This window comes from Streptomyces sp. YJ-C3, assembly GCF_053891275.1.
Genome location: NZ_CM132685.1, coordinates 2,235,680 through 2,258,583, shown reverse-complemented (window position 1 = coordinate 2,258,583; position 22,904 = coordinate 2,235,680). Strand labels below are relative to the sequence as shown.

At 72.8% G+C, this 22,904-nt stretch carries 22 protein-coding genes; 17 read left to right on the top strand and 5 right to left on the bottom strand.

All coding sequences use genetic code 11. From position 1 onward, the window contains the following. Positions 1-112 precede the first annotated feature (112 nt). Positions 113-1,351 (bottom strand): beta-ketoacyl-ACP synthase II, encoded by a 1,239-nt coding sequence (gene fabF, locus ACVHNB_RS10040; RefSeq protein ID WP_428951737.1) that lies wholly within the window; start codon positions 1,349-1,351, stop codon positions 113-115. Between the two features lie 257 nt (positions 1,352-1,608). On the opposite strand from fabF, the gene ACVHNB_RS10035 reads away from it, so the two are divergent. From ACVHNB_RS10035 to ACVHNB_RS10020, 4 genes are all read left to right on the top strand, one after another. Beyond that, complete coding sequence (locus ACVHNB_RS10035) at positions 1,609-1,866, top strand: acyl carrier protein (RefSeq protein ID WP_428951738.1); 258 nt, start codon at positions 1,609-1,611, stop codon at positions 1,864-1,866. Between the two features lie 4 nt (positions 1,867-1,870). Continuing rightward, positions 1,871-2,572 carry a 4'-phosphopantetheinyl transferase family protein gene (locus ACVHNB_RS10030; protein ID WP_428951739.1) on the top strand — a complete coding sequence of 234 codons (702 nt, stop codon included), beginning with the start codon at positions 1,871-1,873 and terminating at the stop codon, positions 2,570-2,572. Between the two features lie 64 nt (positions 2,573-2,636). Then, positions 2,637-3,170 carry a DUF6879 family protein gene (locus ACVHNB_RS10025; RefSeq protein WP_428951740.1) on the top strand — a complete coding sequence of 178 codons (534 nt, stop codon included), beginning with the start codon at positions 2,637-2,639 and terminating at the stop codon, positions 3,168-3,170. An 85-nt stretch (positions 3,171-3,255) separates the two neighbouring features. Next, the gene (locus ACVHNB_RS10020) at positions 3,256-3,927 is read left to right on the top strand and encodes a DNA methyltransferase (RefSeq protein ID WP_428951741.1); all 672 of its coding nucleotides are present in this window, start codon (positions 3,256-3,258) and stop codon (positions 3,925-3,927) included. A gap of 24 nt (positions 3,928-3,951) precedes the next feature. On the opposite strand, the gene ACVHNB_RS10015 is transcribed toward ACVHNB_RS10020, so the two are convergent. From ACVHNB_RS10015 to ACVHNB_RS10005, 3 genes are all read right to left on the bottom strand, one after another. Continuing rightward, on the bottom strand, positions 3,952-4,683 hold the full coding sequence (locus ACVHNB_RS10015; protein WP_428951742.1) for a PIG-L deacetylase family protein: 732 nt from the start codon (positions 4,681-4,683) through the stop codon (positions 3,952-3,954). Beyond that, positions 4,680-5,609 carry an alpha/beta hydrolase family protein gene (locus tag ACVHNB_RS10010; protein ID WP_456227845.1) on the bottom strand — a complete coding sequence of 310 codons (930 nt, stop codon included), beginning with the start codon at positions 5,607-5,609 and terminating at the stop codon, positions 4,680-4,682. Before ACVHNB_RS10010 ends, ACVHNB_RS10015 begins: the two co-directional genes overlap by 4 nt. 79 nt (positions 5,610-5,688) lie before the next feature. Beyond that, positions 5,689-6,159 carry a nuclear transport factor 2 family protein gene (locus ACVHNB_RS10005; RefSeq protein WP_428951744.1) on the bottom strand — a complete coding sequence of 157 codons (471 nt, stop codon included), beginning with the start codon at positions 6,157-6,159 and terminating at the stop codon, positions 5,689-5,691. Between the two features lie 260 nt (positions 6,160-6,419). Here ACVHNB_RS10005 and ACVHNB_RS10000 point away from each other — a divergent pair, with 260 nt between their 5' ends. From ACVHNB_RS10000 to ACVHNB_RS09940, 13 genes are all read left to right on the top strand, one after another. Beyond that, positions 6,420-8,294: an AfsR/SARP family transcriptional regulator gene (locus tag ACVHNB_RS10000; protein WP_428951745.1), complete on the top strand. Its 1,875-nt coding sequence runs from the start codon at positions 6,420-6,422 to the stop codon at positions 8,292-8,294. A 211-nt stretch (positions 8,295-8,505) separates the two neighbouring features. Next, positions 8,506-10,050 (top strand): acyl-CoA carboxylase subunit beta, encoded by a 1,545-nt coding sequence (locus tag ACVHNB_RS09995; RefSeq protein ID WP_428957511.1) that lies wholly within the window; start codon positions 8,506-8,508, stop codon positions 10,048-10,050. Next, the gene (locus ACVHNB_RS09990; protein ID WP_428951746.1) at positions 10,047-10,289 is read left to right on the top strand and encodes an acyl-CoA carboxylase epsilon subunit; all 243 of its coding nucleotides are present in this window, start codon (positions 10,047-10,049) and stop codon (positions 10,287-10,289) included. The genes ACVHNB_RS09995 and ACVHNB_RS09990 overlap by 4 nt, the downstream gene beginning before the upstream one ends. Next, positions 10,289-11,287 carry an ACP S-malonyltransferase gene (gene fabD / locus ACVHNB_RS09985; RefSeq protein WP_456227844.1) on the top strand — a complete coding sequence of 333 codons (999 nt, stop codon included), beginning with the start codon at positions 10,289-10,291 and terminating at the stop codon, positions 11,285-11,287. The genes ACVHNB_RS09990 and fabD overlap by 1 nt, the downstream gene beginning before the upstream one ends. Positions 11,288-11,372: 85 nt before the next feature. Beyond that, positions 11,373-11,786, top strand: coding sequence for an acyl carrier protein (locus ACVHNB_RS09980; protein ID WP_428951748.1), 414 nt, complete (start codon positions 11,373-11,375; stop codon positions 11,784-11,786). Further along, on the top strand, positions 11,758-12,318 hold the full coding sequence (gene acpS, locus ACVHNB_RS09975; RefSeq protein WP_428951749.1) for a holo-ACP synthase: 561 nt from the start codon (positions 11,758-11,760) through the stop codon (positions 12,316-12,318). The genes ACVHNB_RS09980 and acpS overlap by 29 nt, the downstream gene beginning before the upstream one ends. Positions 12,319-12,372: 54 nt before the next feature. After that, complete coding sequence (locus tag ACVHNB_RS09970; protein ID WP_428951750.1) at positions 12,373-13,647, top strand: beta-ketoacyl-[acyl-carrier-protein] synthase family protein; 1,275 nt, start codon at positions 12,373-12,375, stop codon at positions 13,645-13,647. After that, positions 13,644-14,945 (top strand): beta-ketoacyl-[acyl-carrier-protein] synthase family protein, encoded by a 1,302-nt coding sequence (locus ACVHNB_RS09965; RefSeq protein ID WP_456227843.1) that lies wholly within the window; start codon positions 13,644-13,646, stop codon positions 14,943-14,945. The genes ACVHNB_RS09970 and ACVHNB_RS09965 overlap by 4 nt, the downstream gene beginning before the upstream one ends. 68 nt (positions 14,946-15,013) lie before the next feature. After that, complete coding sequence (locus ACVHNB_RS09960; protein WP_428951752.1) at positions 15,014-17,380, top strand: beta-ketoacyl synthase N-terminal-like domain-containing protein; 2,367 nt, start codon at positions 15,014-15,016, stop codon at positions 17,378-17,380. Further along, positions 17,377-18,471 carry a 3-oxoacyl-ACP synthase III family protein gene (locus ACVHNB_RS09955; RefSeq protein WP_428951753.1) on the top strand — a complete coding sequence of 365 codons (1,095 nt, stop codon included), beginning with the start codon at positions 17,377-17,379 and terminating at the stop codon, positions 18,469-18,471. Before ACVHNB_RS09960 ends, ACVHNB_RS09955 begins: the two co-directional genes overlap by 4 nt. Before the next feature lie 52 nt (positions 18,472-18,523). Next, positions 18,524-19,522, top strand: a complete 999-nt coding sequence (locus tag ACVHNB_RS09950) for an aldo/keto reductase (protein ID WP_428957512.1) — start codon at positions 18,524-18,526, stop codon at positions 19,520-19,522. Between the two features lie 45 nt (positions 19,523-19,567). Then, complete coding sequence (locus ACVHNB_RS09945; protein WP_428951754.1) at positions 19,568-20,776, top strand: FAD-dependent monooxygenase; 1,209 nt, start codon at positions 19,568-19,570, stop codon at positions 20,774-20,776. Between the two features lie 37 nt (positions 20,777-20,813). Continuing rightward, complete coding sequence (locus tag ACVHNB_RS09940; protein ID WP_428951755.1) at positions 20,814-21,695, top strand: ester cyclase; 882 nt, start codon at positions 20,814-20,816, stop codon at positions 21,693-21,695. 297 nt (positions 21,696-21,992) lie between these two features. Here ACVHNB_RS09940 and ACVHNB_RS09935 read toward each other — a convergent pair whose 3' ends face one another. Further along, entirely contained in the window at positions 21,993-22,871 is an 879-nt protein-coding gene (locus ACVHNB_RS09935; protein ID WP_456227842.1) for a glycosyltransferase, read from the bottom strand. Positions 22,872-22,904 lie beyond the last annotated feature (33 nt).

Below are 22,904 nucleotides of genomic sequence, written 5' to 3'. Positions count from 1 at the left end.
AAGCCCCTCCGTCCGCCCGGAGAGCGGCCACGAAGCGGCTCCGGCAGCCGGATGTGCCGCCCGGCGGGCGGCACCCCTTGCCCCGGAACGCTCCGCCACCGGCGCCGGACCGTCAGAACTGGTCGGGCGCCGTGAAGACCACGACGCAGTTCTGGCCGCCGAAGCCGAAGGCGTTCGCCATCGCCGTGCGCACGGGCGTGCGCCGCGCGACGTTGGCCACGTGGTCCAGGTCGCACTCCGGGTCCGGGGAGTTCAGATTGATCGTGGGCGGCACGACGCCGTCGCGGACGGCCAGCGCGCACACCATCGCGCTCAACGCGCCCGCGCCGCCGACGAGATGGCCGACGGACGACTTCGGGCTGCTCACGGGGATGCTGTCCGCCGCCGCGCCGAACGCCGTACGGATCGCCTTGGTCTCGGTGCGGTCGTTGGCCTTGGTGGACGTGCCGTGGGCGCAGATGTAGTCGATGTCGTCCGGTGCGACCGCCGCCCGCTGCACGGCGGTCCTGATCGCGGCCGTGGCGTACTCGCCCGTCGGGTTCGGGGCGCTGACATGGAAGGCGTCGCAGGTCAGCGCGGCACCGCTGACGCTCGCGTACGGGGTGGCCCCGCGCCTGCGGGCGTGCTCGGCGGACTCGAGGACCAGGACCACCGAGCCCTCGCCGAGCACGAACCCTTCCCGGTCCACGTCGAACGGGCGGCTCGCCCGGGTGGGGTCGTCGTTGCGCCGGGACAGCGCGCCCATGGTGGACAGCCCGTTCATGAACACCGGGGTGACCCCGGCGTCGGTGCCGCCGCAGACGACCACGTCCGCCTCGCCGGAGAGGATCAGGCGCCGCGCGTCCATCAGGGAGTACAGGCCGCTCGTGCAGGCCAGCGCGTTGGCGTTGACCGGGCCGTGGACCCCGAGGTCGATCGCCACCTCGCAACTGGGCATGTTCGCCAGGGAGTACGGCACGAAGTAGGAGCTCGGTTCTCTGTCGGCGACCAGTTGCCGGGTGGCCGCCTCGATGGTGTCGAAGCCCGCGACGCCGGTGTTCACCACGACCGCCACCCGGTCCCGGTTGTCGTCGTCGATGTCCAGCTTCGCGTCGGCCACCGCTTCGCGTGCCGCCACGACGGCGAAGGCGGTGAACCGGGAGATGCGCCGGGTGCGCTTGGCGTCAAAGTGGTCGGAGGGCCGGAAGGACTTCACTTCGCCGGCGATGCGCGTGCTCATGCCGGCGGTGTCGAAAGCGGTGATGGGTCCGATGCCCGACCGGCCCGCCACTATCGCTTCCCAGCTGCTCTCCCGATCATTTCCGACCGGCGTGAGAGCCCCTATACCTGTGATTACGACGTCATCATGCATTGCACGGACAATACTCGGTCCGGTTGACCTGGAGAAGAAGGCGAAGATGGCACAAAAATTCCGACAGCCGCATCCGTAAGACCAGTTCAGAGCCGTTTTTGACGGCGAGACAGCAACCGCATTTCAAGTATTCATCGGGAATTTTTCAAGTTTTTTTCGAGTGCCGCTCAAGCATTTATTGAGAATGCCTGGAGACAGTATGGGGAGACATTCTTCGCCCGCGGTTCGCTTTCCGTCCGACCATAAGGAGATACCCCATGTCCCATGCCCCTGAGGTGACCGCGGAGGCCGTGCACGCGTTGCTCCGCACCGAGCTCGTCGACCTCGGCATACCGGAGGACACCATCTCCGCGCAGACCACGATCGACACGCTGGAGATCGACTCGCTCGACGTCGCCGACCTGATGGTCACGGTCAAGCGGGAGTACCGGGTGGACATCCGGCGGGCCGAGCTGGCCGGTGTCACCATCGGCGAGCTGGTGGACCGCATCCTGGCCGGCGCTTCCGGTCAGTGACGCGATGACCGACGCGGGCGGCCCGGTGGCCGTGGTGGCGGGCACCGACGAGGTGCTGCGCCATCCGCTGGCCGGACCGCACCTGCTGAACGAGAGAGAGCGGGGGCGGCTCGCGCGGTTCCACCGGGAGCCGGCCCGCCGGGACTTCGTCGCCGCGCACGCCCTGGTCCGGCTCTGCGCGGGGCGGTTGCTGGGCGTCGCCCCGGCCGAGGTGGCCTTCGCCCAGCACTGCCCGACGTGCCGCGGGACCGACCACGGCCGGCCGCTGCTCGCCGGCCGGCCGGACGTGCATCTGAGTCTCTCCCACACCGACGGCGTGGTGGCCGCCGCCGCCGGTCACGTCCCGGTGGGCATCGACGTGGAGCGGCTCGCGCGGCGCCGCGGCACCAGAGTCATGCACCGCGTGCTCACCGCCGCCGAGCTCGCTCTGGTGACCGCGCACGCCGACCCCGGTCAGGCCTTCCTGCGGCAATGGGTCCGCAAGGAGGCGCTGATCAAGATCGGCAGGACGGACCCGGACTCGCTCGACACCCTTGATCTCTCGGCGCTTCCGCTGGGCGGGCAGGGGGACGGGACGCCGCTGCGCTTCGAGGACGTCTATGTCACGGACGTGACGGACTCCCGCCGGGGCGCCCTGGTCGCCGCGGTGAGCACCCGGCCGACGCGTCTGAGCACCGCGTGGCGGGCCGCCGGACCGGTTCTCTAGCCCGCTTCGAGGCCCGACCTGTCAACTGACCTCACCCCGGTACGACCTTGGATTGGAGATCCGCATGTCGAGCAACTTCCCGGCCTTCGCCGAGTTGATCGCGCAGACCAAGCACTCCGCCGTGCACCTGGAGACGCGCGACATCTACACCCCGCAGGGGCCGGTCTTCGTGGACTGGCAGAAGGGCATCCCGATCGAGTACGACCGGCACACCGACTGGGTCGACCTGGTGCAGGACGCGACGAAGCGCGGCATCGACTGGCGGCGGGCGCGGATCGTGTCCGAGCCGGTGACCGACTTCATCCAGTACGAGTGGGAGACCACCACGATCGTGAACGTGCCCGCCGGCGAGAAGGTGCGCTGGCTGCCGCGGGAGCGCGCCTCGGAACTGATGCTGCCGGGCAACGACTTCTGGGTGTTCGACGACAGCCTGGTGCGCTTCACCAACTTCCACGGCGACGGCTCGTGGGGCCCGCACGAGTTCTCCGAGGACCCGGAGCTGATCCAGCGGTGCAAGGAGGCGTTCGAAGCCGTGTGGGAGCGCGCCGTCGACCACGCCGACTACACGCCGCCGCGCAAGGAGCAGGCCGCGGCCTGAGGCGCCACGCCCCGACGACCCCTCCCCCGTCACCGCGGGCTTCGTCCGCGGGACGGGAGACGGGTCGTCCTCTTCGTAGGAGGACATGATGACGGCACACCGGCTGCTCCGCCTGGACAGCGAGGACAAGGCGCGTGAGCGGCCACCGGGCGCGCGCAACGACATCCACTTCACCGAGGCGCAGATCCGGCCGGTCGTGGAGGCGTTCAGCCCGCCGGGCGGCCGGGTGCTCGACCCGTTCTCCGGCTACGGGACGACCATCGTCGTCGCCGACCGGCTGGGCCGTGTCGGTACCGGGATCGAACTGCAGGAGCAGCGCGTCGCGTCCAGCAGTGCCCGGCTGCCGGCGGGGTCGCCGAGCCGGTTCCTCGCGGGCGACGTGCGCGACTGGGACCGGCTCGGGCTCGGCGAGTTCGACCTGTGCCTGACCAGCCCGCCGTACATGGCGCGGCACGACCACCCGGAGAACCCGCTCACCGCGTTCCGCACCATGGACGGGTCCTACGGGCGCTATCTCGCCGAGCTGGCGGACATCTTCGGCACCATCGGCAAGCATCTGCGGCCGGGCGGCCGGATCGGCGTCTGCGTCGGCAACTTCCGTGATTCCAGCGGCAAGGTCACCCCGCTGGCGTTCGACATCGGGCACGCCCTGTCCGCGGTGCTGGAGTTCGAGGGCGAGATCTACTTCGAGTGGAGCACGCCGTCGGAGAGCCTCACCGGCGACTACTGCCTGCTGTTCTCCGCCGCCGACTCCTGATCCGGCCCTGACCGCCGATGCCGTTCAGACACCGATGATCTCGAACGGCATGGTCGGCACGCCGCCGAAGCGCTCGCCGAAGCGCTGGTGCTTGGTGGTGAGGTAGCCGGCCACGTCGGCCATCGGGTTGTCCGGCGGCAGCGACTTCAGATAGCCGGCGTGCGCGGCCAGCGCCTCGATGCCGGCGGCCATGCCCTCGGTGACGTCGACGGCGTGCCCGGACTCCGGGGAACCGCCGACCGCCACACAGCGCACGCCGGCCCACGGCTCGAAGCCCTCGTCGAGGAGTTCGGGGAAGACCCAGGGGTTGCCGGCGTCGCTCGCCGCGTCGAGCAGCGCGACGCCGACGTTGCGGTGGTCGGGGGTGTTCCAGTCACCGCTGCGCCAGCGCTCGTAGAAGTTGATGGTGACCAGCACCTCGGGGCGGTACCTGCGGATCGCCCGCGCGATGTCCCGGCGCAGCGGCAGGCCGTACTCGATGACACCGTCCGGGTGGCCGAGGAAGTCCACGTCCCGCACCCCGACCGCGGCCGCGGCCCGCAGTTGTTCCTCGGCGCGCATCGCGCCGGTGGCCTCCGGGTCCATGGTGGCGATCCCGGCCTCGCCGCGGCTGACCACGGCGTAGGCGACGGACTTGCCCTGCGCGGTCCAGCGGGCGACCGCGCAGGCGGGCCCGTACTCGAGGTCGTCGGGGTGCGCGACGACGCACAGCGCGCGCTGCCAGTCCTCCGGCATCGGCCGGTACGGCTCGGTCATGTCGTCTCTCCAGGGGTGCGCGTCGGCCACGTCGTGGTCTGTGCGGCGGTGTGCAGGCACTCCTCGAAGAAGGCGAGCGCGCGCAGGTGGTAGGAGCGGGCGGCCAGGCCGAGGCTGATGTTGTGGCCCGCGTCGGGCAGGCGCTCGACGCGGACGACGGGTGCCTTGGTCAGCCGGGAGGTCAGATCGGCGAGGTCCTGGTCCTCGTGCAGCCACCAGGCCTCGTGCTCGGCGAACGTCAGGCGCAGCGGGATGTCGATCCGCGGTGCGAGTTCCTCGAACATGTGTGGCCACAGGTCGACCTCGGCGCCCTCGCGGGCGGGCATGGGGGCGAGCAGGGCCTCGGCCGCGCGGAAGGTGCCCGGGGGGTACAGCCCCAGCGGGCCCCAGTTGCGCTCCCAGTCCATGCGGCGGCCCAGGCGCCGGCCGGCCGGCTCGACGCCGAAGCGGTGGCCGACGCCGGAGGCGTCCAGGGCGAGCAGGCCGGGGGTGCGGGCGACGGTGGTGAGGGCGAGCTTGCCGCCGTAGGAGTGGGCCAGCAGCAGGAATCCCCGTCCGACGGCGTGCCGTTCGGCGAAGGCGTCGAGGGCCGCGGGCAGGACGGCGGACTGCTCCTCGAGCGTCATGCCGTCGGGTATCTGCTCGGCGGAGTGGCCGTAGCCGGGCCGGTCGAGGGCCAGCACGGTGAAGCCGAGCCGGGCGCCCAGGGTGAGCAGGGACAGGTCGGGGTGGACCTGCCCGTCGAAGTAGCCCGCGGTCATGCCGCCGCCGTGGACGGCGAGGATGGTGGCCCGCGGCGGTCCGTCGGGCGGTTCGGCCAGCAGGCCGGACAGGGTGAGGCCCGCGGCATCGAGGAGGATCGGGCGCACCCCGGGCGAGTGGGTCGGCAGCGGCTTCTTCTTCCGGTCCGTCCTGGACACGCTCATGGGTGGTCCTTGTCGGTCGGCGGTGAACTGAGTCCGGGCAGCCGGGGCGCCCGGCTGCGGGCGCCCCGGCACGGGAGGCTCAGGCGAGCTGACGCTGGAAGGTGGCCATGTCGAAGTAGAGGGTCTCGTCGAGCAGCACGTCGCCGTCGAAGTGGAAGAAGATCGCCACGGGGGCGTCGACGGTCTTGCCGCGGTTGGGGATGCCCCGCCAGTCCGCCTCCTGCTTGGCCCGGAACTGCGCCTCCACGATCACCGCGGTCGGCGTGTGGTGGACGTGGGTCAGACCGTGGTCGGCGACCGGGAAGGCCTTCTCCAGCTCGGCGAAGTAGCCCTTCTTGATGGCCTCTTCGCCGATCAGCGGGCCCTCCTCGAACGGTATGACCTTGTACACGCCGCCCCGCGGGAACGTCGCGAGCACCCCGTCGATGTCCCAGGCACCCTCGGCGACGGTGTGCTCGATGACGACCGCCTCGCGCCGCTTGCGCAGCTCGGCGTCGGGCTGCGGAAGGTCCGCGCCGGGCAGGGTGAACGCGTGCACCTCGGTGGCCATGGGGACTCCTTCAGACATTGGCTGGTTCGGTTCGAGAGGTGACGCTAGGCCGCTCCCCTCGCCTGTCCCTCGCGCTCCGCTGGAGCGCGAGCGCCGCTCGTGCGCGGCTCTCGACCGGTCCATGGCCGGCGCGGGCCCGACGGTGCAGGAGGCGCACGGAAACGGAATGACGTACTCCGTCAGGGCAGAGCAGAAATCTAGGAGCGCTGCACCGGCCGGAGTTAGCTTTCCGGCCACTGAAGGGATACGGGTGATCTTCGATGGAGCTCCGGATACTGGGATCGATAGAACTCTGGACGGGCAGCGCGCTGGCCGATATCGGCCCCGCACGGCAACGCAGCATCCTCGGCGCCCTGTTGGTCGACCCCGAACGGCCGGTGCCGCTGGAGTCCCTCGTCGACCGCGTATGGGGGGACCGGCCGCCCGCGGGGGTCCGCAACGTCGTCCACACCTACGTCACCCGGCTGCGCCGGGCGCTCGCCCGGGCCTCGGCCGAGCTGCCCGAGCCGATCGGTCTGGTCAGATCGCCGGCCGGCTATCTGGTCTCGGCGGATCTCGGCGCCGTGGACCTGGTGCGGTTCCGCCGACTGCTCAAGAACGCCCAGCAGGAGACCCTCGGCGACCAGGAACGCAGCGCGCTGCTCCAGCAGGCCCTGACCATGTGGCGGGGCGACGCGCTGGGCGGCATGCACAGCGAATGGGCGGCCCGGGTCCGCGAGACGCTGCGGCAGCTGCACCATGAGGCGCTCAGCCAGTGGGCGGACACCGAGATCCGGCTGGAGCGGCCCGGCGCCGTCCTCGCGGAGCTCCGCGCCGCGCTGCTGACCGACCCGCTCTCCGAGCAGCTCGGCGAACGCCTCATGCTCGCCCTCTACTTGGAAGGGCGCAGCGTCGACGCCCTTGAGCACTACCAGTCGATGCGCCGCTTGATCGCCAAGGAACTCGGCACGGACCCGTCGCGCCGGGTGCAGCAGCTCTACGAGACGATCCTGCGCGGCGAGGCGGCCGCTCCCCCGCCGCCGCCCGAGCGGAGCGCCGACGCGCTCGGCGCCGGGACGCCGCAGCTCCTCGTCCCGCCCCGGCCCGCCGTCGTCGTCCCGCAGATGCTGCCGGTGGACCTGCCCGACTTCACGGGGCGCGAACGCGAACTCGACCTGGTCCAGAAGACCTTGACGCGGACGTCCGCATCGCAGCCGCCCGCTGTCCTGATCGTCGGCGGCGGAGGTGTCGGCAAGACGGCGCTGGCCGTCCGTCTGAGCCATCGGCTCCAATCCGCCTTCCCCGACGGCCAGTTGTACGCGGCGCTGCGCGGCAGCGGGGCCCGTCCGGCGGATCCGCACGCGGTGCTGGGACGGCTGCTGCGCGCGCTGGGCACGGACCCCGACCAGATCCCGGCCGACCCCGACGAGCGCGCCGAGGTCTACCGACTGGCCCTCGCCGGGCGCCAGTTGCTGATCACGCTCGACGACGCGGTCGACGACGAACAGGTGCAGCCGCTGCTGCCGGGCAGCGGGGACACCGCGGTGCTGCTCACCAGCAGGGGCCGGCTCAGCACTCCGCTGGGCGCCCGCGTCCTGCAACTGGCGGAGCTGCCGCACGGGCACAGTGTGCGGCTGCTGGCCCGGATGCTGGGCGCGGAGCGGGTCACCCAGGAGCCGGCCGCGGCCGCCGCGATCGCCCGGTACTGCGGCGGACTGCCACTGGCCCTGCGCGCCGCGGCCGTACGGCTCAACGCCCGGCCCCACTGGTCGCTGCGCCGCTACGCGGAACGGCTGAGCGACGAGGAGCGGCGGCTCGACGAGCTGGCGCACAGCTCGCTGAGCGTGCGGGCCAGCTTCACGGTGTCGTACAACGCGCTGCCCGACGACGCCCGCGAGGTGCTGCGCTGCCTGGCCGACCTGCCGGTGTCCGAGTTCGACGCCCATCTGGCGTGCCCGGTGCTCGGCAAGGACTTCGCCACGGTCGAGGACGCCTGCGAGCAGTTGGTGGAGGCGCACTTCCTGACCGTGGCCGAGGCCGCCGTGGCCGATCTGCCCACCCGCTACCGGCTCGACGGTCTGCAGCGCAGCTTCGCGAACGAGCTCAGGGCGGACCGGACGGGCCCGGTGAGCGAGGGCGTGCGGCTGCCTGTTTAGGCCGCCGACCTGGGAGTACAGCCCTCGTCAAGAGGCGCTCCAGTCCCGCGCCCATCCCGGTGTCCGAAGGTCTATCCGAAGGCCCCGACGCGACAGGGCAGAACAGAGAGGGATCGCTATGGCTCTTCCGGACGCTCCCCAGGCCGTGCTGCCGGACCTCGGCGAGACCGACTCGGACCTCCGGCCGCCGGCACCGGTGCGCACACCCACGATGGCGGACCTGACCGACGAGCTCACCGCCCGCCGGGCGGAGGCCCACTTCGGTCACGACCCGGAGGCCGACGCCCGCCATCTCTCCAAGGGCAAGCTGCTGGCCCGTCAGCGCATCGAGCACCTGCTCGATCCGGGCACGTTCACCGAACTCGGTCTGTTCGCCGAGCACCGGGCGACGGGCTTCGGGATGGAGGACTCGCACCCCGAGGGCGACGGCGTGATCACCGGCTGGGGCGAGATCGACGGCCGTACGGTCTTCGTCTTCGCCCATGACGCCCGGGTCCGCGGCGGTGCGCTCGGCGCGACGTTCGCCGCGAAGATCCACCAGCTCCTCGACTTCGCCGACTCCGTCGGCGCCCCGGTCGTCGGCCTCAACGACGGCGGCGGCGCCCGCATCCAGGAGGGCATCGACGCGCTGGCCGGCTTCGGCAAGCTCTTCGCCCGCAACGTCCGCGCCTCGGGCGTGGTGCCGCAGATCAGTGTCGTGCTCGGCTCCTGCGCGGGCGGCGCGGTCTACTCACCGGCCCTCACCGACTACACGTTCATGGTCGAGGGCATGGCCAACATGTTCATCACCGGGCCCGACGTGGTGCAGGCGGTGACCGGCGAGAAGGTCACGCAGGAGGAGCTCGGCGGCGCGTACACCCACGGCACGCGCACCGGCGTGGCGAGCTTCGTGGCCCAGGACGAGGAGTCCTGCTTCGAGGGCGTGCGGGAACTGCTCTCCTACCTGCCGTCGAACAACGCCGAGACGCCGCCCTACGTGCGGCCCCTGGACGAACCGGACCGGCGCTGCGAGGAACTGCTGCGTCTGGTGCCGGTCGACGACCGGACGCCGTACGACATCAGGACGGTCATCGGCCACATCGTCGACGACGGCGACTACCTGGAGGTCCAGGAGGGCTGGGCGCCGAACATCGTGTGCGCCATGGCCCGCCTGGACGGCCACACGGTGGGCATCGTCGGCAACCAGCCCGCCGCCATGGCAGGCGTGCTGGACATCGACTCCTCGGAGAAGGCCGCCCGGTTCGTGCGCACCTGCGACGCGTTCAACATCCCGCTGGTGACGCTGGTCGACGTGCCGGGGTTCATGCCCGGGACCGACCAGGAGCACAACGCGATCATCCGGCGCGGCGCGAAGCTCCTGTACGCGTACTGCGAGGCGACGGTGCCGCGTGTGCAGGTCATCCTGCGCAAGGCGTTCGGCGGCGCCTACATCGTCATGGACTCGAAGTCGATCGGCTCCGACCTGTCGTTCGCCTGGCCGTCCAACCAGACGGCCGTGATGGGCGCCGACGGCGCGGCCAACATCATCTTCCGCCGGCAGATCAGTGCGGCGGCGGAGCCGGAGAAGCTGCGCCGGGAGCTGGTCGCCGAGTACACCGAGCAGCTGATGAACCCGTTCGTCGCCGCCCGGCGCGGTCACGTCGACGACGTCATCGATCCGGCGGACACCCGGCGGGTGCTGATCAAGTCCCTGGACATGCTGCGCACCAAGCGGGCCCGCCAGCCCCTGCGCAAGCACGGCAACGAGCCGCTGTGAGCACGCCCCGGACCCCTCCGCTGTCGGTGCTGCGGGGCAACCCCACACCGGAGGAACTGGCCGCCGTGCTGGTCGCGCTCGCCGCACTGCGCCGTGGCCCCGACGTGCCGGAGCCGCCGCCGGCCGCCCGCCGCGGCTGGGGCCGGCCGACCGCCTGGCACCGCCCCGAGCCCGCCGCCGCACCGGACGCGGCCGGCTGGCAGCGCACCCCCGCACCGACTCACGGAAGGAGTACCTGATGACCGGTCGGACCGGCTCCGTCAGCCCCGGCACGCCGACCGGCTGCCTGGCCATGTTCCCCGGGCAGGGCTCGCAACGGCCCGGCATGGCCCGGCACCTGCTCGACGCCCATCCCTCGGCCCGGCGGCTGTTCGCGCAGGCCGACGAGATCCTCGGCCTGCCGCTGTCCCGGATCTGCGTGACCGGAACCGCCGAGGAACTCGCCCGCACCGAGATCACCCAGCCCGCGATCGCCACGACCAGTCTCGCCGTGTGGCACCTGCTGGAGGCCGCCGGTTACCGGCCTGCGGCGACCGCGGGCCACAGCCTCGGCGAGTATCCGGCCCTGGTGGCCGCCGGGGTGCTGTCCCTGGAGTCGGCCCTGGAGCTGGTGCGGTTGCGCGGCCGGCTGATGGGCGACGTGGCCCGCCAGGTGCCCGGCGCGATGGCGGCCGTCCTCGGCCTGCCCGCGGACCAGGTGCTGGCCGCCTGCGGCAGCGCCGAGGGCGTCGGCCTGGTCCAGGTCGCGAACTACAACGAGCCGCTGCAGACCGTCATCTCGGGGCACGCCCGCGCCGTCGAGGAGGCCGGCCGGGCCGCGCTGGACGCCGGCGCCGAGCGGGTCGTGCCGCTGGACGTGGGCGCCCCCTTCCACTGCTCGCTGATGAGCGCGGTGGAGGAGGAGTTCACCGAGGCGCTCGCCGCCCGGCCGTTCGCCGACCCCGTTGTGCCCGTGATCAGTTCGGTCACCGGCACCTACGTCCGCTCGGGCGAGGAGGCCCGGGAACTGCTGCGGCGTCAGCTCACCGGCCCCGTCCGCTGGGTCGAGGTGCTGCGCACCGCCGCCCGGCACCCGGTGAGCGCGTACACCGAGATCGGCCCCGGCCGGGTACTCAGCGGCCTCGCCCGCCGGACGCTCGACGAGGTCCGCACCCGCTCCACCGGGGACCCGCGTCGCCTGACGGCGCTGTACGGCGCCCTGGCGCAGGAGACGTGGCAGGAGCCGGTCGCGTCCTGACACCTCACGAACCGCCGGCCCGCGGGCCGGTCGCACCACCCCGGTCCGTCCCACACCAGCAACCGTTCACAAAGGGGAAAGACACATGTCGTACGACGGGAAAGACTTCGGCTCCATCGTCCAGGAGGCCGTCGCCGACGCGCTGGGCATCGACCTCGAGGAGGTCGTGCCCGAGGCGACCCTGCTGGGCGACCTCGACGCCGAGTCCATCGACCTGCTCGACGTCCTGTTCCGCATCGAGCGGGCGTCGGACGTGAAGATCAAGGTCGCGGACATCGCCGAACTGCTCCAGGGCGGCATACCCGACGAGGAGTTCGCCGACGAGGACGACATCATCAACGCGGTCGGGCTCGCCCAGCTCAAGAAGTCCCTGCCGCAGATCGACGTGCAGGAGCTGGCCGGCAAGCTCACGGCGGACGAGGTGCTGACCCTGTTCACCGTGCAGAACCTGACGGACCTGGTGACCGAGCGTGCCTCGCTCGCCACAGCCGCTGCGTGAACCGGGCGCGGGGCGGTCGCCGGGCCGTCCCGCCCCGCCGCCGCTGCGCGTACGGACGGGGATGGACCTGGCGGAGGTGTCCCGGATCGAGGAGTTGATGATCAGTCAACCCGAGCTCCGGGAAAGGGTGTTCACCACTCGCGAACTGTCCTACTGCTACCGACACCGGCGGGCCGGCGAGCACCTCGCCGGCCGCTGGGCCGCCAAGGAGGCCGTCCTCAAGTGCCTCGGGACCGGAATGGGCCCGCGCATGGAGTGGACGGACATCGAGATCGTCAACGACCGCGGCGGCCGCCCCCGGGTGCGGCTGCACGGTGAGGTCGAGGCGGTCGCCCGGTCCCTCGGGATGCACCAGATCGACATCTCCCTGAGTCACAGCGGAGGTCTCGCCGTGGCGCACGCGGTCCTGGTGTGCCTGACCGGCGCCGCCGCCCCGGCTCCCGAACCGCAGCCGCCCACCCGCACCACGCCGGACACGGCACCGGCCCCCACCACAGACACGGCAGAAGGAGACGATCGGCATGAGGCTTGACGGCCGGACCGCGCAGCTCGGCCTGGGGCGGTCACAGACCGAGGAGGCGCCGCGATGAACCGCAGAGTGGTCGTCACCGGCGTGGGCGCCGTCACGCCGCTGGGCAACGACGCGCCGAGCACCTGGCAGGGGCTGGCCGAAGGGCGCAGCGGAGTGGGCCAGTTGACCTCGATCGACACCACCGGCTTCGAGGTGACCATCGCGGGCGAGGTCAAGGACTTCGACCTCGCCGACGCCGTGCCCGACTCGGTCGGCCTGCGCCATCTGCTGCGGCCGGGCACGTTCGGCGTCGGCGCGGCCTGGGAGGCGCTGCGCGACGCCGGGGTCGACAAGCAGACGTACGACGGCGCGGACATGGGCGTGGCCATGGGCGCGAGCGTGGACCGGCCGAACCTGCAGTGGCTGGTGGACGTCGGGGCGCTGCGCGAGGAGACCGGCCGCGACGACGCGTTCCTCACCTACGGGCCCTCGGACTCCCTGGCCTACAGCCAGAGCATCGCGACCGCGGCGATGGCCCGGATGCTGGACGCGACCGGGCCCATGCTCGGGGTGTCCACCGCCTGCTCGGGCTCCGGGCACGCCATCGGCGAGGCCTTCCGCACCCTCCAGGAGGGCGACGCGACGCTCATGCTCGCGGGCGGCTACGACTCGCTGACGTCCTGGCTCGACCTGGTGGGCTTCAGTCTGCTGGGCGCGCTGACGAAGGAGTACAACGACGATCCGCAGCGGGCCAGCCGCCCCTTCGACGGCAAGCGGTCCGGGTTCGTCCTCGGGGAGGGCGGCGTCGTCCTCGTCCTGGAGGAACTGGAGGCGGCCCGAGCTCGTGGGGCGCACATCCTCGCCGAGATCGAGGGCTACGGCACCAGCCTGAACGCCTGGCGGGTCACCGACTCGCCGCCGGACGGCAGCGGGGCCATCGAGTCCATGCAGGGCGCGATCGCCGACGCCGGTCTCGAACCGTCCGACATCGACTACGTGGTGGCGCACGGCACCAGCACCCACGGCAACGACCTGTCCGAGACCACGGCGATCAAGAAGGTGTTCGGCGACGACGCCCAGCGGCTGCTGATCAGCTCGCCGAAGTCGATGGCCGGTCATCTCACGTCCGCCGGCGCCTCGTTGAGCATGTTCGCCGCGATCGGGGCGATCAACCACGGCCTGGTGCCGCCGACCATCAACCAGGAGACGCCCGACCGCCGGCTCGGCCTCGACTTCGTCCCGAACACGGCGCGCGAGAAGGACGTGCGGCACGCCCTCGTCAACGCGTTCGCCTTCGGCGGCACCAACGTCGGTCTGGTCGTGGGGCGTTACGAGGAGGAGCAGCGATGAGCGGCACCGAACGCCAGGTCGTCATCAGCGGCATGGGCCTGCTGACCACGCTGGGGGAAGGCCCCGAGGCCAACTGGAAGGCGCTGGTGGCCGGCGAGTCCGGGATCGGCCCGATCCGCGAGTACGATCCGTCGCCGCTGCAGACCCGGCTGGGCGGCGAGATACCCGACTTCGACGCCACCCGGTTCGCCACCAGGCGCCAGCTGCGCACCATCAACCGCGGTGACCGGCTCGCGCTGGCCGCCGCCCGGCTCGCCCTCGACGACGCGGGCCTGCCGCACAACCAGGCCGGCGGCGACGAGCTCGGCCACCGGGCCGGCCTGTACCTCGGGGGCAACAAGTCGATCGGCCGGATGGAGCAGCTGATCGACGAGCTGAAGGTCATCCGCCGCCCGGACGGCACGGCCGACCTGGCCCACCTCGGCCGGCACGGTGACGTCATCATGCCCCCGCTGTTCTTCGTCGAAGGGCTGCAGCCCGGCGCGGTGTTCAACATCTCGCAGACGTACGGCATCCGGGGTTCCAGCACCTTCTTCGCGGGCTACGCGGACGCGGGTGCCACGGCGATCGGCCGGGCCATGCGCGCGGTGCGCCGCGGGGACGCGGACGTGGCGATCGCGGGCGGCTACGACGACGCCACCAGCTGGTGGTCGATGACGCTGCTCGACCGGCTCGGCGTGCTGACCACCCGCAACGACCGCGGGCAGGAGGCGTACCGGCCCTTCGACCGGGAGCGCAGCGGAGCGGTCCCCGGCGAGGGCGCCGCGCTGCTGGTGCTGGAGGAGAAGCAGGCGGCGCTGCGCCGCGGCGCCCGCATCTACGCCGAGCTGACCGGCTACGGCGCCGGCACCGACTGCCGTACGCCGCCGGCGCCGGACGCCGAGGGCCGCGGCCTTTCGCGGGCGGTGCGGTACGCGCTGCGCGACGCCCGGCTGGCCGCCGACGACCTCGGCTACATCGCCGCGGACGGCTCCGGCACCCGGCTCGGGGACTCCTCCGAGAGCGCCGCCCTGCGCACCGCGCTGGGCTCGGCCGCCGGGTCCGTGCCGGTCAGCACCGTCAAGCCGCAGACGGGCCATCTCGTCGGCGGCGGCGGTGCGCTGAACGCCGCCGTGTGCGCGCTGGCCCTGCACCACGGGACGGTGCCCGCGACCCTCAACCTCGACAGCCCCGACCCGGAGTGCGCGCTGGACCACGTCCGCGGCAGCGCCCGGGAGTCCGCGCCCGCGCACGCGCTGGCGCTGGCCCGGGGCATCGAGGGGCAGGCCGTCGCCCTGAGCCTGTCCAGGCCCTCATGAGCGGCCGAACAGCCCCGTCCGGAAAGAGCCGGAAAGGGCCGGAGAGGGCCAGAGAGGGAAGCAGACGCATGACTGACGTTCCTGACCAGACGGTCCGCGTCGTGATCGCCTCCGTGGGGGCGATCACCTCGCAGGGCGGTTCGGCCGAGGCCCTGTGGGACGGGGTGCGCGCGGGGCGCGTGGCGATCTCGCCCGTGCGCGGCCTGTCCATGGACGGCTACCAGACCACGGTGGGCGGCGAGATCACCGAGCCTCCCTTCCCCGCTCACGACTACGCTCCGGGCTCCGACGCCCGGGACGCCTCCGTCGACTTCGCGCTGACCGCCGCCGAGGAGGCCATGGCCGGCTCGGGTCTGCGGGTCGGCGCGGACATCCCGGCCGAGCGCTGGGGCGTCTCGTACGGCACCTGCCACGGCGGCTGGCGCAGCGCCGAACTCGCCCTGCGCGAGGTGCAGGAGGGCCGTACGCCCGACTGGCACCGCTACACGTACGTGCCGCCGCACGCCGCCGCGGAGGCGCTCTCGGCCGCCTTCGGCCTCAAGGGGCCGGTGCTCAGCGCCAACACGGCCTGCGCGTCCAGCGCGCACGCGCTCGCCCACGCCCTGGACGTGATCCGGGCGGGCCGGGCCGACGCGATGCTCGTCGGCGGCAGCGACGCCTTCACCGAGTCGGCGTTCGCCGGGTTCAGCAGCCTGGAGTCGCTCTCCGTGCGGCCGGCGGCCCCCTACTCCAAGGACCGGTCGGGGCTGTCGCTGGGCGAGGGCAGCGGCATGCTCCTGCTGCTGTCGCAGGAGGCGGCCGAGCGCACCGGCGCTCCGGTCGTCGCGGAGGTGCTGGGCTACGGCCTGTCCGCGGACGGCCACCACCCGACGGCGCCGCACCCCGAGGGCGAGGGCGCGGCCCGGGCGATCAGGGCGGCCCTCTCCGCCTCGGGCCTGGCCCCCGACGACGTGCGGTACGTCAACGGGCACGGCACCGGCACTCCGAAGAACGACGCGGCGGAGAGCAACGCGGTGCGTGCCGCGCTCGGCGAGGCCGCCGAGAAGACCGCGCTGTCCAGCACCAAGTCGATGATCGGCCATCTGCTCGGCGCGGCCGGCGCGGTGGAGGGCATCGTCACGGTGCTGGCCCTGCGCGACCAGGTGGCGCCGCCCACCGCGTCCTTCACCGGAGTGGATCCGCAGTGCGGACTCGACCCGGTGGCGGAGGCGGGCCGCCCGATGGTGCTGGACACCGCGCTGTCCAACAACTTCGGGTTCGCCGGCGCCAACGCCACCGTCGCCTTCGCCCGCCCCGGCGGCCCCGGCGTGCCGGCTCCGGCCGTCGGACCGGACGACGTCGTGGTGACCGGGTTCGGTGTGATCACCTCGGCCGGCGAGGGGGCCGAGGCGCTCTGGGAGGCGTACGCGGCCGGGCAGCGGCAGGGTGCGCCGGAGGACGGACTGCGCCTGGCCCGGGTCGAGTTCGACCGCTCGGCCGCCGGCTCGCCCAAGGCCCGCCGGCGCATGGACCGGGTCTCCCAGCTCGCCGTCGCCGCGTGCCGGGCCGCCCTGCAGCACGCGGGGGCGGACGGCGACGCGGACGCCCTTACCGCGACCGGCGTGGTGGTCGGCACCGGGATCGGGCCGATGGAGAGCAGCGAGCGGTTCACCGTCCCGGTGCTGTCCTCGGGCGCGCAGGCCGCGAACCCGGCCGTGTTCCCGGCCACCGTGTTCAACGGCGCGGCCGGCCAGGTCGCCATGGCGCTGGGGACCAAAGGGCCGACGTCGACGCTGACTTCGGGGCACGCGGCGGGCGCCGCCGCCCTGGGCGTCGCGTACGACATGCTGCGCGCCGGGCGTGCCGAGCGCCTGCTGGTGCCGGCGGTGGAGGCGTTCTCACCGGCCACGCTGGACGCGTACCGCGGTATCCCGCTGTTCGGTTCGGCGGCCGGGCGCCGGTACACGCTCGCCGAGGCCGGCATCACGCTGGTGCTGGAGCGCCGGGCGAGCGCCGAGCGGCGCGGCGCCCCGATCCACGCCGTGGTCCTGGGTCACGCGACCGCGTCGGACGCGTGCGGCATCGGCCGCTGGGACCCGTCCGGCGACGGCGTGGAGCGGGCGATGCGCGAGGCGCTGCGATCCGCCGGGCTCGGACCTGACCATGTCTCGGCCGTCTGGGCGAACGCGGCGGGTCTGGCCACCGCCGACCGTCCCGAACAGGCCGCTGTGGAGCGGGTGTTCGACCTGGACCGGGTGCGGCTGGAGACCCCGAAGCGGGTGCTCGGCGAGCCGGTCGGCGCGGGGGCCCATCTGTCGGCGGTCCTCGCCGTCGGTGCCTGGCGCGAGGGCGGGGCGCACCGCCCGGTCCTGGTCAACAGCTCGTCCCTCGGCGGCACCCACACCTCGCTCGTCCTGTCCCCCGCCCCCCTTCATGGAACGGAGTCCGGCCGATGACCGCCGCGTACGACGTGAAGATCCTGTCCACCGGCGGCTATGTGCCCGGTGATCCGCTGGACAACGCCACGCTGGAGAAGTACGTCGGGCCGCTGCCGGACGACGTCCTCGACGGCATCCAGGTCAAGACCCGGTACTGGATGATCGACCCGGCCACCGGCAAGCACGTGATCAACAACAGCCGGATGGCCGAGCGGGCCTCCCGGCAGGCCCTGGAGCGGGCCGGGGTGGAGCCCGGCGAGGTCGATCTGATCGTGGTGTGCACCGCGACCCCGGAGTACACGCTGCCCAACGTCGCCACCACCCTGCAGCACTACCTGGGCCTGGAGAGCGTCGCCGCGATCGAGATCCGCGGGGCCTGCGCGGGCTGGGTGCAGGCGCTGGACCTGGCCCGGCGGCAGCTGGCCGACGGGACGGCGCGCACCGCCCTCGTGGTGGGCAGTGAGTCGGTCTCGCCGCTGATGGCGCCGCTCTTCCTGGACAAGGAACCGGATCGCGTGCGGATGCGCGACCGGCTGACGCTGTACACGTTCGGCGACGGCGCGGGGGCCGTGGTGCTGCGGGCCGAGCCGGCGGGCACGTCGTCGGACGCGTCCACGTTCGTCAACGCCTGTGTGGGCGGTCTGCGCAAGCCCGGCATGGAGATCATCGGCGGCGGTACGGACGTGTCGCAGGCGGAGCAGCTGCGCCGGCGCCAGCTGATCCAGATGAAGATCGACGTGCCCGGCACCTCGACGTTCGGACCGCAGGTGTTCGTCCGCGCGATCCAGGAGATGGCGCGCAAGGAGGGCCGGGCGATCGGGGAGTTCGACGCGATCGTGCTGCCCGAGGGCAACGCCGACTACTTCGCCGAGGAGTACCGGGCCGCCGGACTGCCCGCCGAGGACAACGAGGCGCTCACCGGACGGATCGTGGAGAACCTCGCCGATGTCGGGGCCACCGGTTCGGCCGCGGTGCCGCTGTCGCTGGACGCGGGCTGGACCTCGGGACGGATCAAGCCCGGCGACCGGATCGTGCTGCTGGGCATCGAGGCCAGCCGGTACGTCTACACCGGGCTCTCGGTGACCTGGCAGGCAGCGCTCCCGGCCTGAGCGGCCGACACCCCGGACATTCAGACACACTTTCAGGAGGCACCAAGTGGGAATCGAAACAAGGACGTTGGGCAAGCCCGGACTGGACGTGTCCGCCCAGGGGCTCGGCTGCATGGGCATGACGATCGGGTACGGAGCCACGGACACGACCGAGGCGGTCGCCACGCTCGAACGGGCGCTGGAACTCGGCGTCACTCTGCTGGACACCGCCGACATGTACGGCCCGCACGCCAACGAGGAGTTGATCGGCCGCGTCGTCGCCGGGCGCCGCGACGAGGTCGTGCTCTCCTCCAAGGTGGGCAGCGAGATCGACGCCGACGGACAGCTGACGTGGCGGGTCAACGGCCGCCCCGACTACATCCGCCGGTCGATCGAGGGCAGCCTGCGCCGTCTGGGCACCGACCACCTCGACCTCTACTACCTGCACCGGGTGGACCCCGAGGTCCCCGTGGAGGAGTCCTTCGGCGCGCTCGCCGAGCTCGTGCAGGCCGGGCTCGTGCGGCACCTGGGGATCTCCGAGGCGGCGCCCGCGACCATCCGGCGCGCCCACGCGGTGCACCCGCTGACGGCCGTACAGACCGAGTACTCGCTGTTCACCCGGGACGTCGAGGTCAACGGCGTGCTGGACACCGTGCGCGAACTGGGCATCGGCTTCGTGGCCTACAGCCCGCTCGGCCGCGGATTCCTGAGCGGCACCATCCGCGGCACCTCCGACATCGCCGACGGCGGCTTCGACTTCCGCCGTATCGCGCCCCGGTTCGAGGACGAGAACATCCGCCGGAACCTGCCCGTCGTCGACCAGCTCAGCGATCTCGCCGCCGCGGCCGGCACCACCGTCGGCCGCCTCGCGCTCGCCTGGGTGCTCTCCCGCGGCCAGGACGTCGTCGCGATCCCCGGCACCAAGCGGCGCACCTACCTGGAGGAGAACGTCTCGGCGACCGGCCTTCGGCTCTCCGACGACGTCCTGGCGGCGATCGACTCCATCGCCCCGTACGGCATCACGGCCGGCGACCGCTACCCGGCCGCCGAGATGCCCTCGCTCACCCTCTGAACCGCCGTTCCCCGCGCCATCCGCCCCGACTTCCGGGAGAAAGCCATGTCCGTACAGCCACTCCGTCCCATCCGCCGGGCTCTCATCGCCGGCGGCGGGATCGGCGGTATCGCCACCGCGCTGGCCCTGCAGCAGCAGGGCATCGACTCCGTCGTCTTCGAACGCGCCCCTGAACTGCGCGACGGCGGCGCCGGACTGCACATCTTCACCAACGGCATGCTCGCCCTCGCCCACCTCGGGCTCGCCGACCAGGTCGCCGAGATCGCCCCCGCCCAGTCCGTCTGCCACTTCTCGACCTCGAAGGGCCGGACCATCGGCACCTATCCGGTGGGCGAGTTCGTCGAGCGCTACGGGCAGCCCACGGTCGCCATCGGCCGCTCCGACCTGCACGGCATCCTGCGTGACGCGGTGACCGCGCCCATCGTCACCGGCGCCGAGGTCACCGGGTACACCGAGCACGCCGACGGGGTGAGCCTGCACTTCGCCGACGGCACCTCCGAGGACGGCGACCTGCTGATCGGCGCCGACGGCGTCCGCTCCGCCGTGCGCGGCCAGCTGCTCGGCCCCCAGCCGCCCGACTACACCGGCTACATCGCCTGGCGCGGCCACGCCAGAATGAGTCCCGAGGAGTTCCCGCCCGGCAGCTTCCAGGCCCTGTTCGGCCCCGGGACCCGCTTCACGTACTACGACATCGCCCCCGGTGTCGTGCACTGGATGAGCGTCGCCAACGGGCCCGCGGGCGGCCGCGACGAGGGCACGCCCGAGCAGACCCTGGACATGCTGCGCGCCCGGCACGCCGGCTGGACCGACCCCGTGCAGCGGATCCTCGACGCGACCGTGCCGGAGAGCATCCTGCGCGGCGACGTGGTGGACCGCAAGCCCGACCCCGTCTGGGGACAGGGCCGGGTCACCCTGCTCGGCGACGCCGCGCACGCCGTCAGCTTCAACATCGGGCAGGGCGCCTGCCTCGCCGTCGAGGACGCGATCGTCCTGGCCGAGCACCTCGCCGCGCCCGGCGCCTCCGTCACCGGAGCGCTGCGCGCCTACGAGGCCGAGCGGCAGGAGCGCACCCGGCCGATGCAGCTGCTCGCGCACCGCATCGGCGTGATGGGCGCCCTGCAGAACCCGGCCGCCATCTGGCTGCGCGACCGGGTGCTGAAGCTCGGCTGGTCCCGCACCCTGCACACCACGGAGCACGAACACGTCGCCTACGCCACGCGCTGGAACTCCGGCTCCGCCGCCACCGCGGTGTGAGCGCGCCCGTACCCGCCCCGAAGAGAGGACCGCTGTTGTGACCACCGCGACCACCACGAATCCGGCGCTGGCAGCGTGGGAGAGCACCGAGGAACGCAACAAGGCGACCATCCGGCGCGTCTTCGCCGAGTTCGTCAACCAGGGCGACTTCTCGCTCGTGGACGAGCTCTACCGGCCGGACGTCGTCGACCACGAGGGCCTGCCGGGCGCGCCCGAGGGCGCCGAGGGCGTGAAGTACACCATCGCCGGACTGCGTGAGGCGTTCCCCGACTTCCACGTCACCATCGAGGACATCAGCGCCCACGACGACATGGTCGTCATCCACAACACCTGGCGCGGCACGCACCTGGGCGAGCTGCTCGGCATCGCGCCCACCGGCCGTTCGTTCCTCTCCGTCGGCATCGTCACCTGGCGGTTCGACGAGGAGGGCCGGATCGCCGAGCGCTGGGCGCACGGTGTGGCGTCCAACATGTTCGCCGCGCTCGGCATGCGGATGCTGGCGCCCCGCAAGGGCGGCCGGCGCACCGCGGAGGGCGCCCGGTCCGTGATGCGCACCGTGCCGCTGGGCAACGGCAAGCCGCCGGCCTGGGACCGGCTCACCAAGGAGCTGCAGGGGCCGCGCCGGCGCGAGTACGAGGCCTCCCGGCGGCGGCTGGGCATCACCCACGAGGTGTTCCGCATCGACCCGCGGCCCGACCGGGACTACGTGATCGTGTACTTCGAGAGCGCGGACCCGGAGCGGACCAGGAAGCGCTGGGCGGAGTCGAAGCACCCCTTCGACCTGTGGCTGCGCGAGCAGATCCTCGACATCCACGGCGAGGACCCCTGGGCCGGCCCCGCCACCTCCTGCGAGTCGATCGGCCTCACCTGGACGGCGCCGGCGCGGCTCACCCCGGACCGTCCCGACGGATCGCGCTGACCGGCGCACGCTCTGCCGACCTGCGTTCGAGCCGTTTTCCAGACCCGGTCGGCAGACTGGGGCCCTGTCCCGGCCGTCCGGAGAGCGGCCTCCTGTTCACCGCACGGACGCCGTCCGTCGGCCGGGAGGCCCGTCCTCGGGGCGTCCGTACCGACGGGCCCGTGCCGTACTTCCCCCGGCGGCACGGGCCCGTCAACACTCCTGACTCTTTCCCTTCTCCCGGACGCGCTGAGGCCCGGACGCGCTGAGCGCCGACGCCCTGCCGGCCCGACGTCGGCGCGGCAGCGCGTCAGCGCATCAACGCACCAGCGCCTCGATCCCCGGGACGAGGTCCGCCGGCCGTGGCATGCGGGCGATCGTCCGGCCCAGCCGGGCCGCTTCGGGCAGCACCCGGCCGCCGTTGACCAGCTCGGCGAGGTGGAAGCGCAGCCGCAGCATGCTGGGGTCGCCCGCCAGTTCCTCGTCGGAGAGGCAACGGCCGATGCCGGCCTCCTCCAGGCGCGCCCCGGCCCGCCGCTCCTCGTCCCCCGCCGGCAGCACCAGCTGGGAGACGCCGAACCGGGCTGCCGCGTACACGACCCCCTCGTCCCCGCCGTGCACGACGCCGACGCAGCCGGGCAGCAGCAGGCTCCAGGGGTGGTCGTCGCCGGTCAGCACGAGGAGTTGCAGACCGAGGCTCTCGACGCCCTCGGCGACCCGGCGGAAGAGCCGCGCGCGGCGCCGGTCCTCGGGCCGGGTGCCGGTGGGCACCCCGGCGATGCAGACGCGCGGCAGCAGCGACAGCCCGGTGAGCGCGGGCGTCGGCTTTCCGGGCAGCTCGTAGGCGTCACAGCGCACGTGCCAGGCCCCGGGCTCCGGACGTGCCCGCAGCGGCGGCGGACAGGGATCGATCCAGACGGTCGGCCGCGGCGCCAACGGCGTGTGGGCGTACGGAAGATAGCCGACGGTGGGCACCCCGGACGCGGCCGCCATGGCGGTGGATTCGGGGCACAGCGGATCGTGGACCACCAGGTCGGGCCGCCAGGCCCGGCCGAACTCCTGCGGGCCGGCCAGCACCGGCACGAGTCCGGCCCGGGCCACCCGCTGGCGTCCCCGGGCCGGACAGCAGAAACGGACCTCATTGCCGGCCGCCTGCACCGCCCTGGCGAGCAGGATCAGTCGCAGTACGGCCGGCATGCCGAGGCCCCCAGAAAACAGCACTCGCACGGC

Coding starts and splice junctions, on each gene's coding strand:
- fabF (WP_428951737.1), bottom strand. CDS start 1,351: ATGCATGATGACGTCGTAATCACAGGTATAGGGGCTCTCACGCCGGTC.
- ACVHNB_RS10035 (WP_428951738.1), top strand. CDS start 1,609: ATGTCCCATGCCCCTGAGGTGACCGCGGAGGCCGTGCACGCGTTGCTC.
- ACVHNB_RS10030 (WP_428951739.1), top strand. CDS start 1,871: ATGACCGACGCGGGCGGCCCGGTGGCCGTGGTGGCGGGCACCGACGAG.
- ACVHNB_RS10025 (WP_428951740.1), top strand. CDS start 2,637: ATGTCGAGCAACTTCCCGGCCTTCGCCGAGTTGATCGCGCAGACCAAG.
- ACVHNB_RS10020 (WP_428951741.1), top strand. CDS start 3,256: ATGATGACGGCACACCGGCTGCTCCGCCTGGACAGCGAGGACAAGGCG.
- ACVHNB_RS10015 (WP_428951742.1), bottom strand. CDS start 4,683: ATGACCGAGCCGTACCGGCCGATGCCGGAGGACTGGCAGCGCGCGCTG.
- ACVHNB_RS10010 (WP_456227845.1), bottom strand. CDS start 5,609: ATGAGCGTGTCCAGGACGGACCGGAAGAAGAAGCCGCTGCCGACCCAC.
- ACVHNB_RS10005 (WP_428951744.1), bottom strand. CDS start 6,159: ATGGCCACCGAGGTGCACGCGTTCACCCTGCCCGGCGCGGACCTTCCG.
- ACVHNB_RS10000 (WP_428951745.1), top strand. CDS start 6,420: ATGGAGCTCCGGATACTGGGATCGATAGAACTCTGGACGGGCAGCGCG.
- ACVHNB_RS09995 (WP_428957511.1), top strand. CDS start 8,506: ATGGCGGACCTGACCGACGAGCTCACCGCCCGCCGGGCGGAGGCCCAC.
- fabD (WP_456227844.1), top strand. CDS start 10,289: ATGACCGGTCGGACCGGCTCCGTCAGCCCCGGCACGCCGACCGGCTGC.
- ACVHNB_RS09980 (WP_428951748.1), top strand. CDS start 11,373: ATGTCGTACGACGGGAAAGACTTCGGCTCCATCGTCCAGGAGGCCGTC.
- ACVHNB_RS09970 (WP_428951750.1), top strand. CDS start 12,373: ATGAACCGCAGAGTGGTCGTCACCGGCGTGGGCGCCGTCACGCCGCTG.
- ACVHNB_RS09965 (WP_456227843.1), top strand. CDS start 13,644: ATGAGCGGCACCGAACGCCAGGTCGTCATCAGCGGCATGGGCCTGCTG.
- ACVHNB_RS09960 (WP_428951752.1), top strand. CDS start 15,014: ATGACTGACGTTCCTGACCAGACGGTCCGCGTCGTGATCGCCTCCGTG.
- ACVHNB_RS09955 (WP_428951753.1), top strand. CDS start 17,377: ATGACCGCCGCGTACGACGTGAAGATCCTGTCCACCGGCGGCTATGTG.
- ACVHNB_RS09945 (WP_428951754.1), top strand. CDS start 19,568: ATGTCCGTACAGCCACTCCGTCCCATCCGCCGGGCTCTCATCGCCGGC.
- ACVHNB_RS09935 (WP_456227842.1), bottom strand. CDS start 22,871: ATGCCGGCCGTACTGCGACTGATCCTGCTCGCCAGGGCGGTGCAGGCG.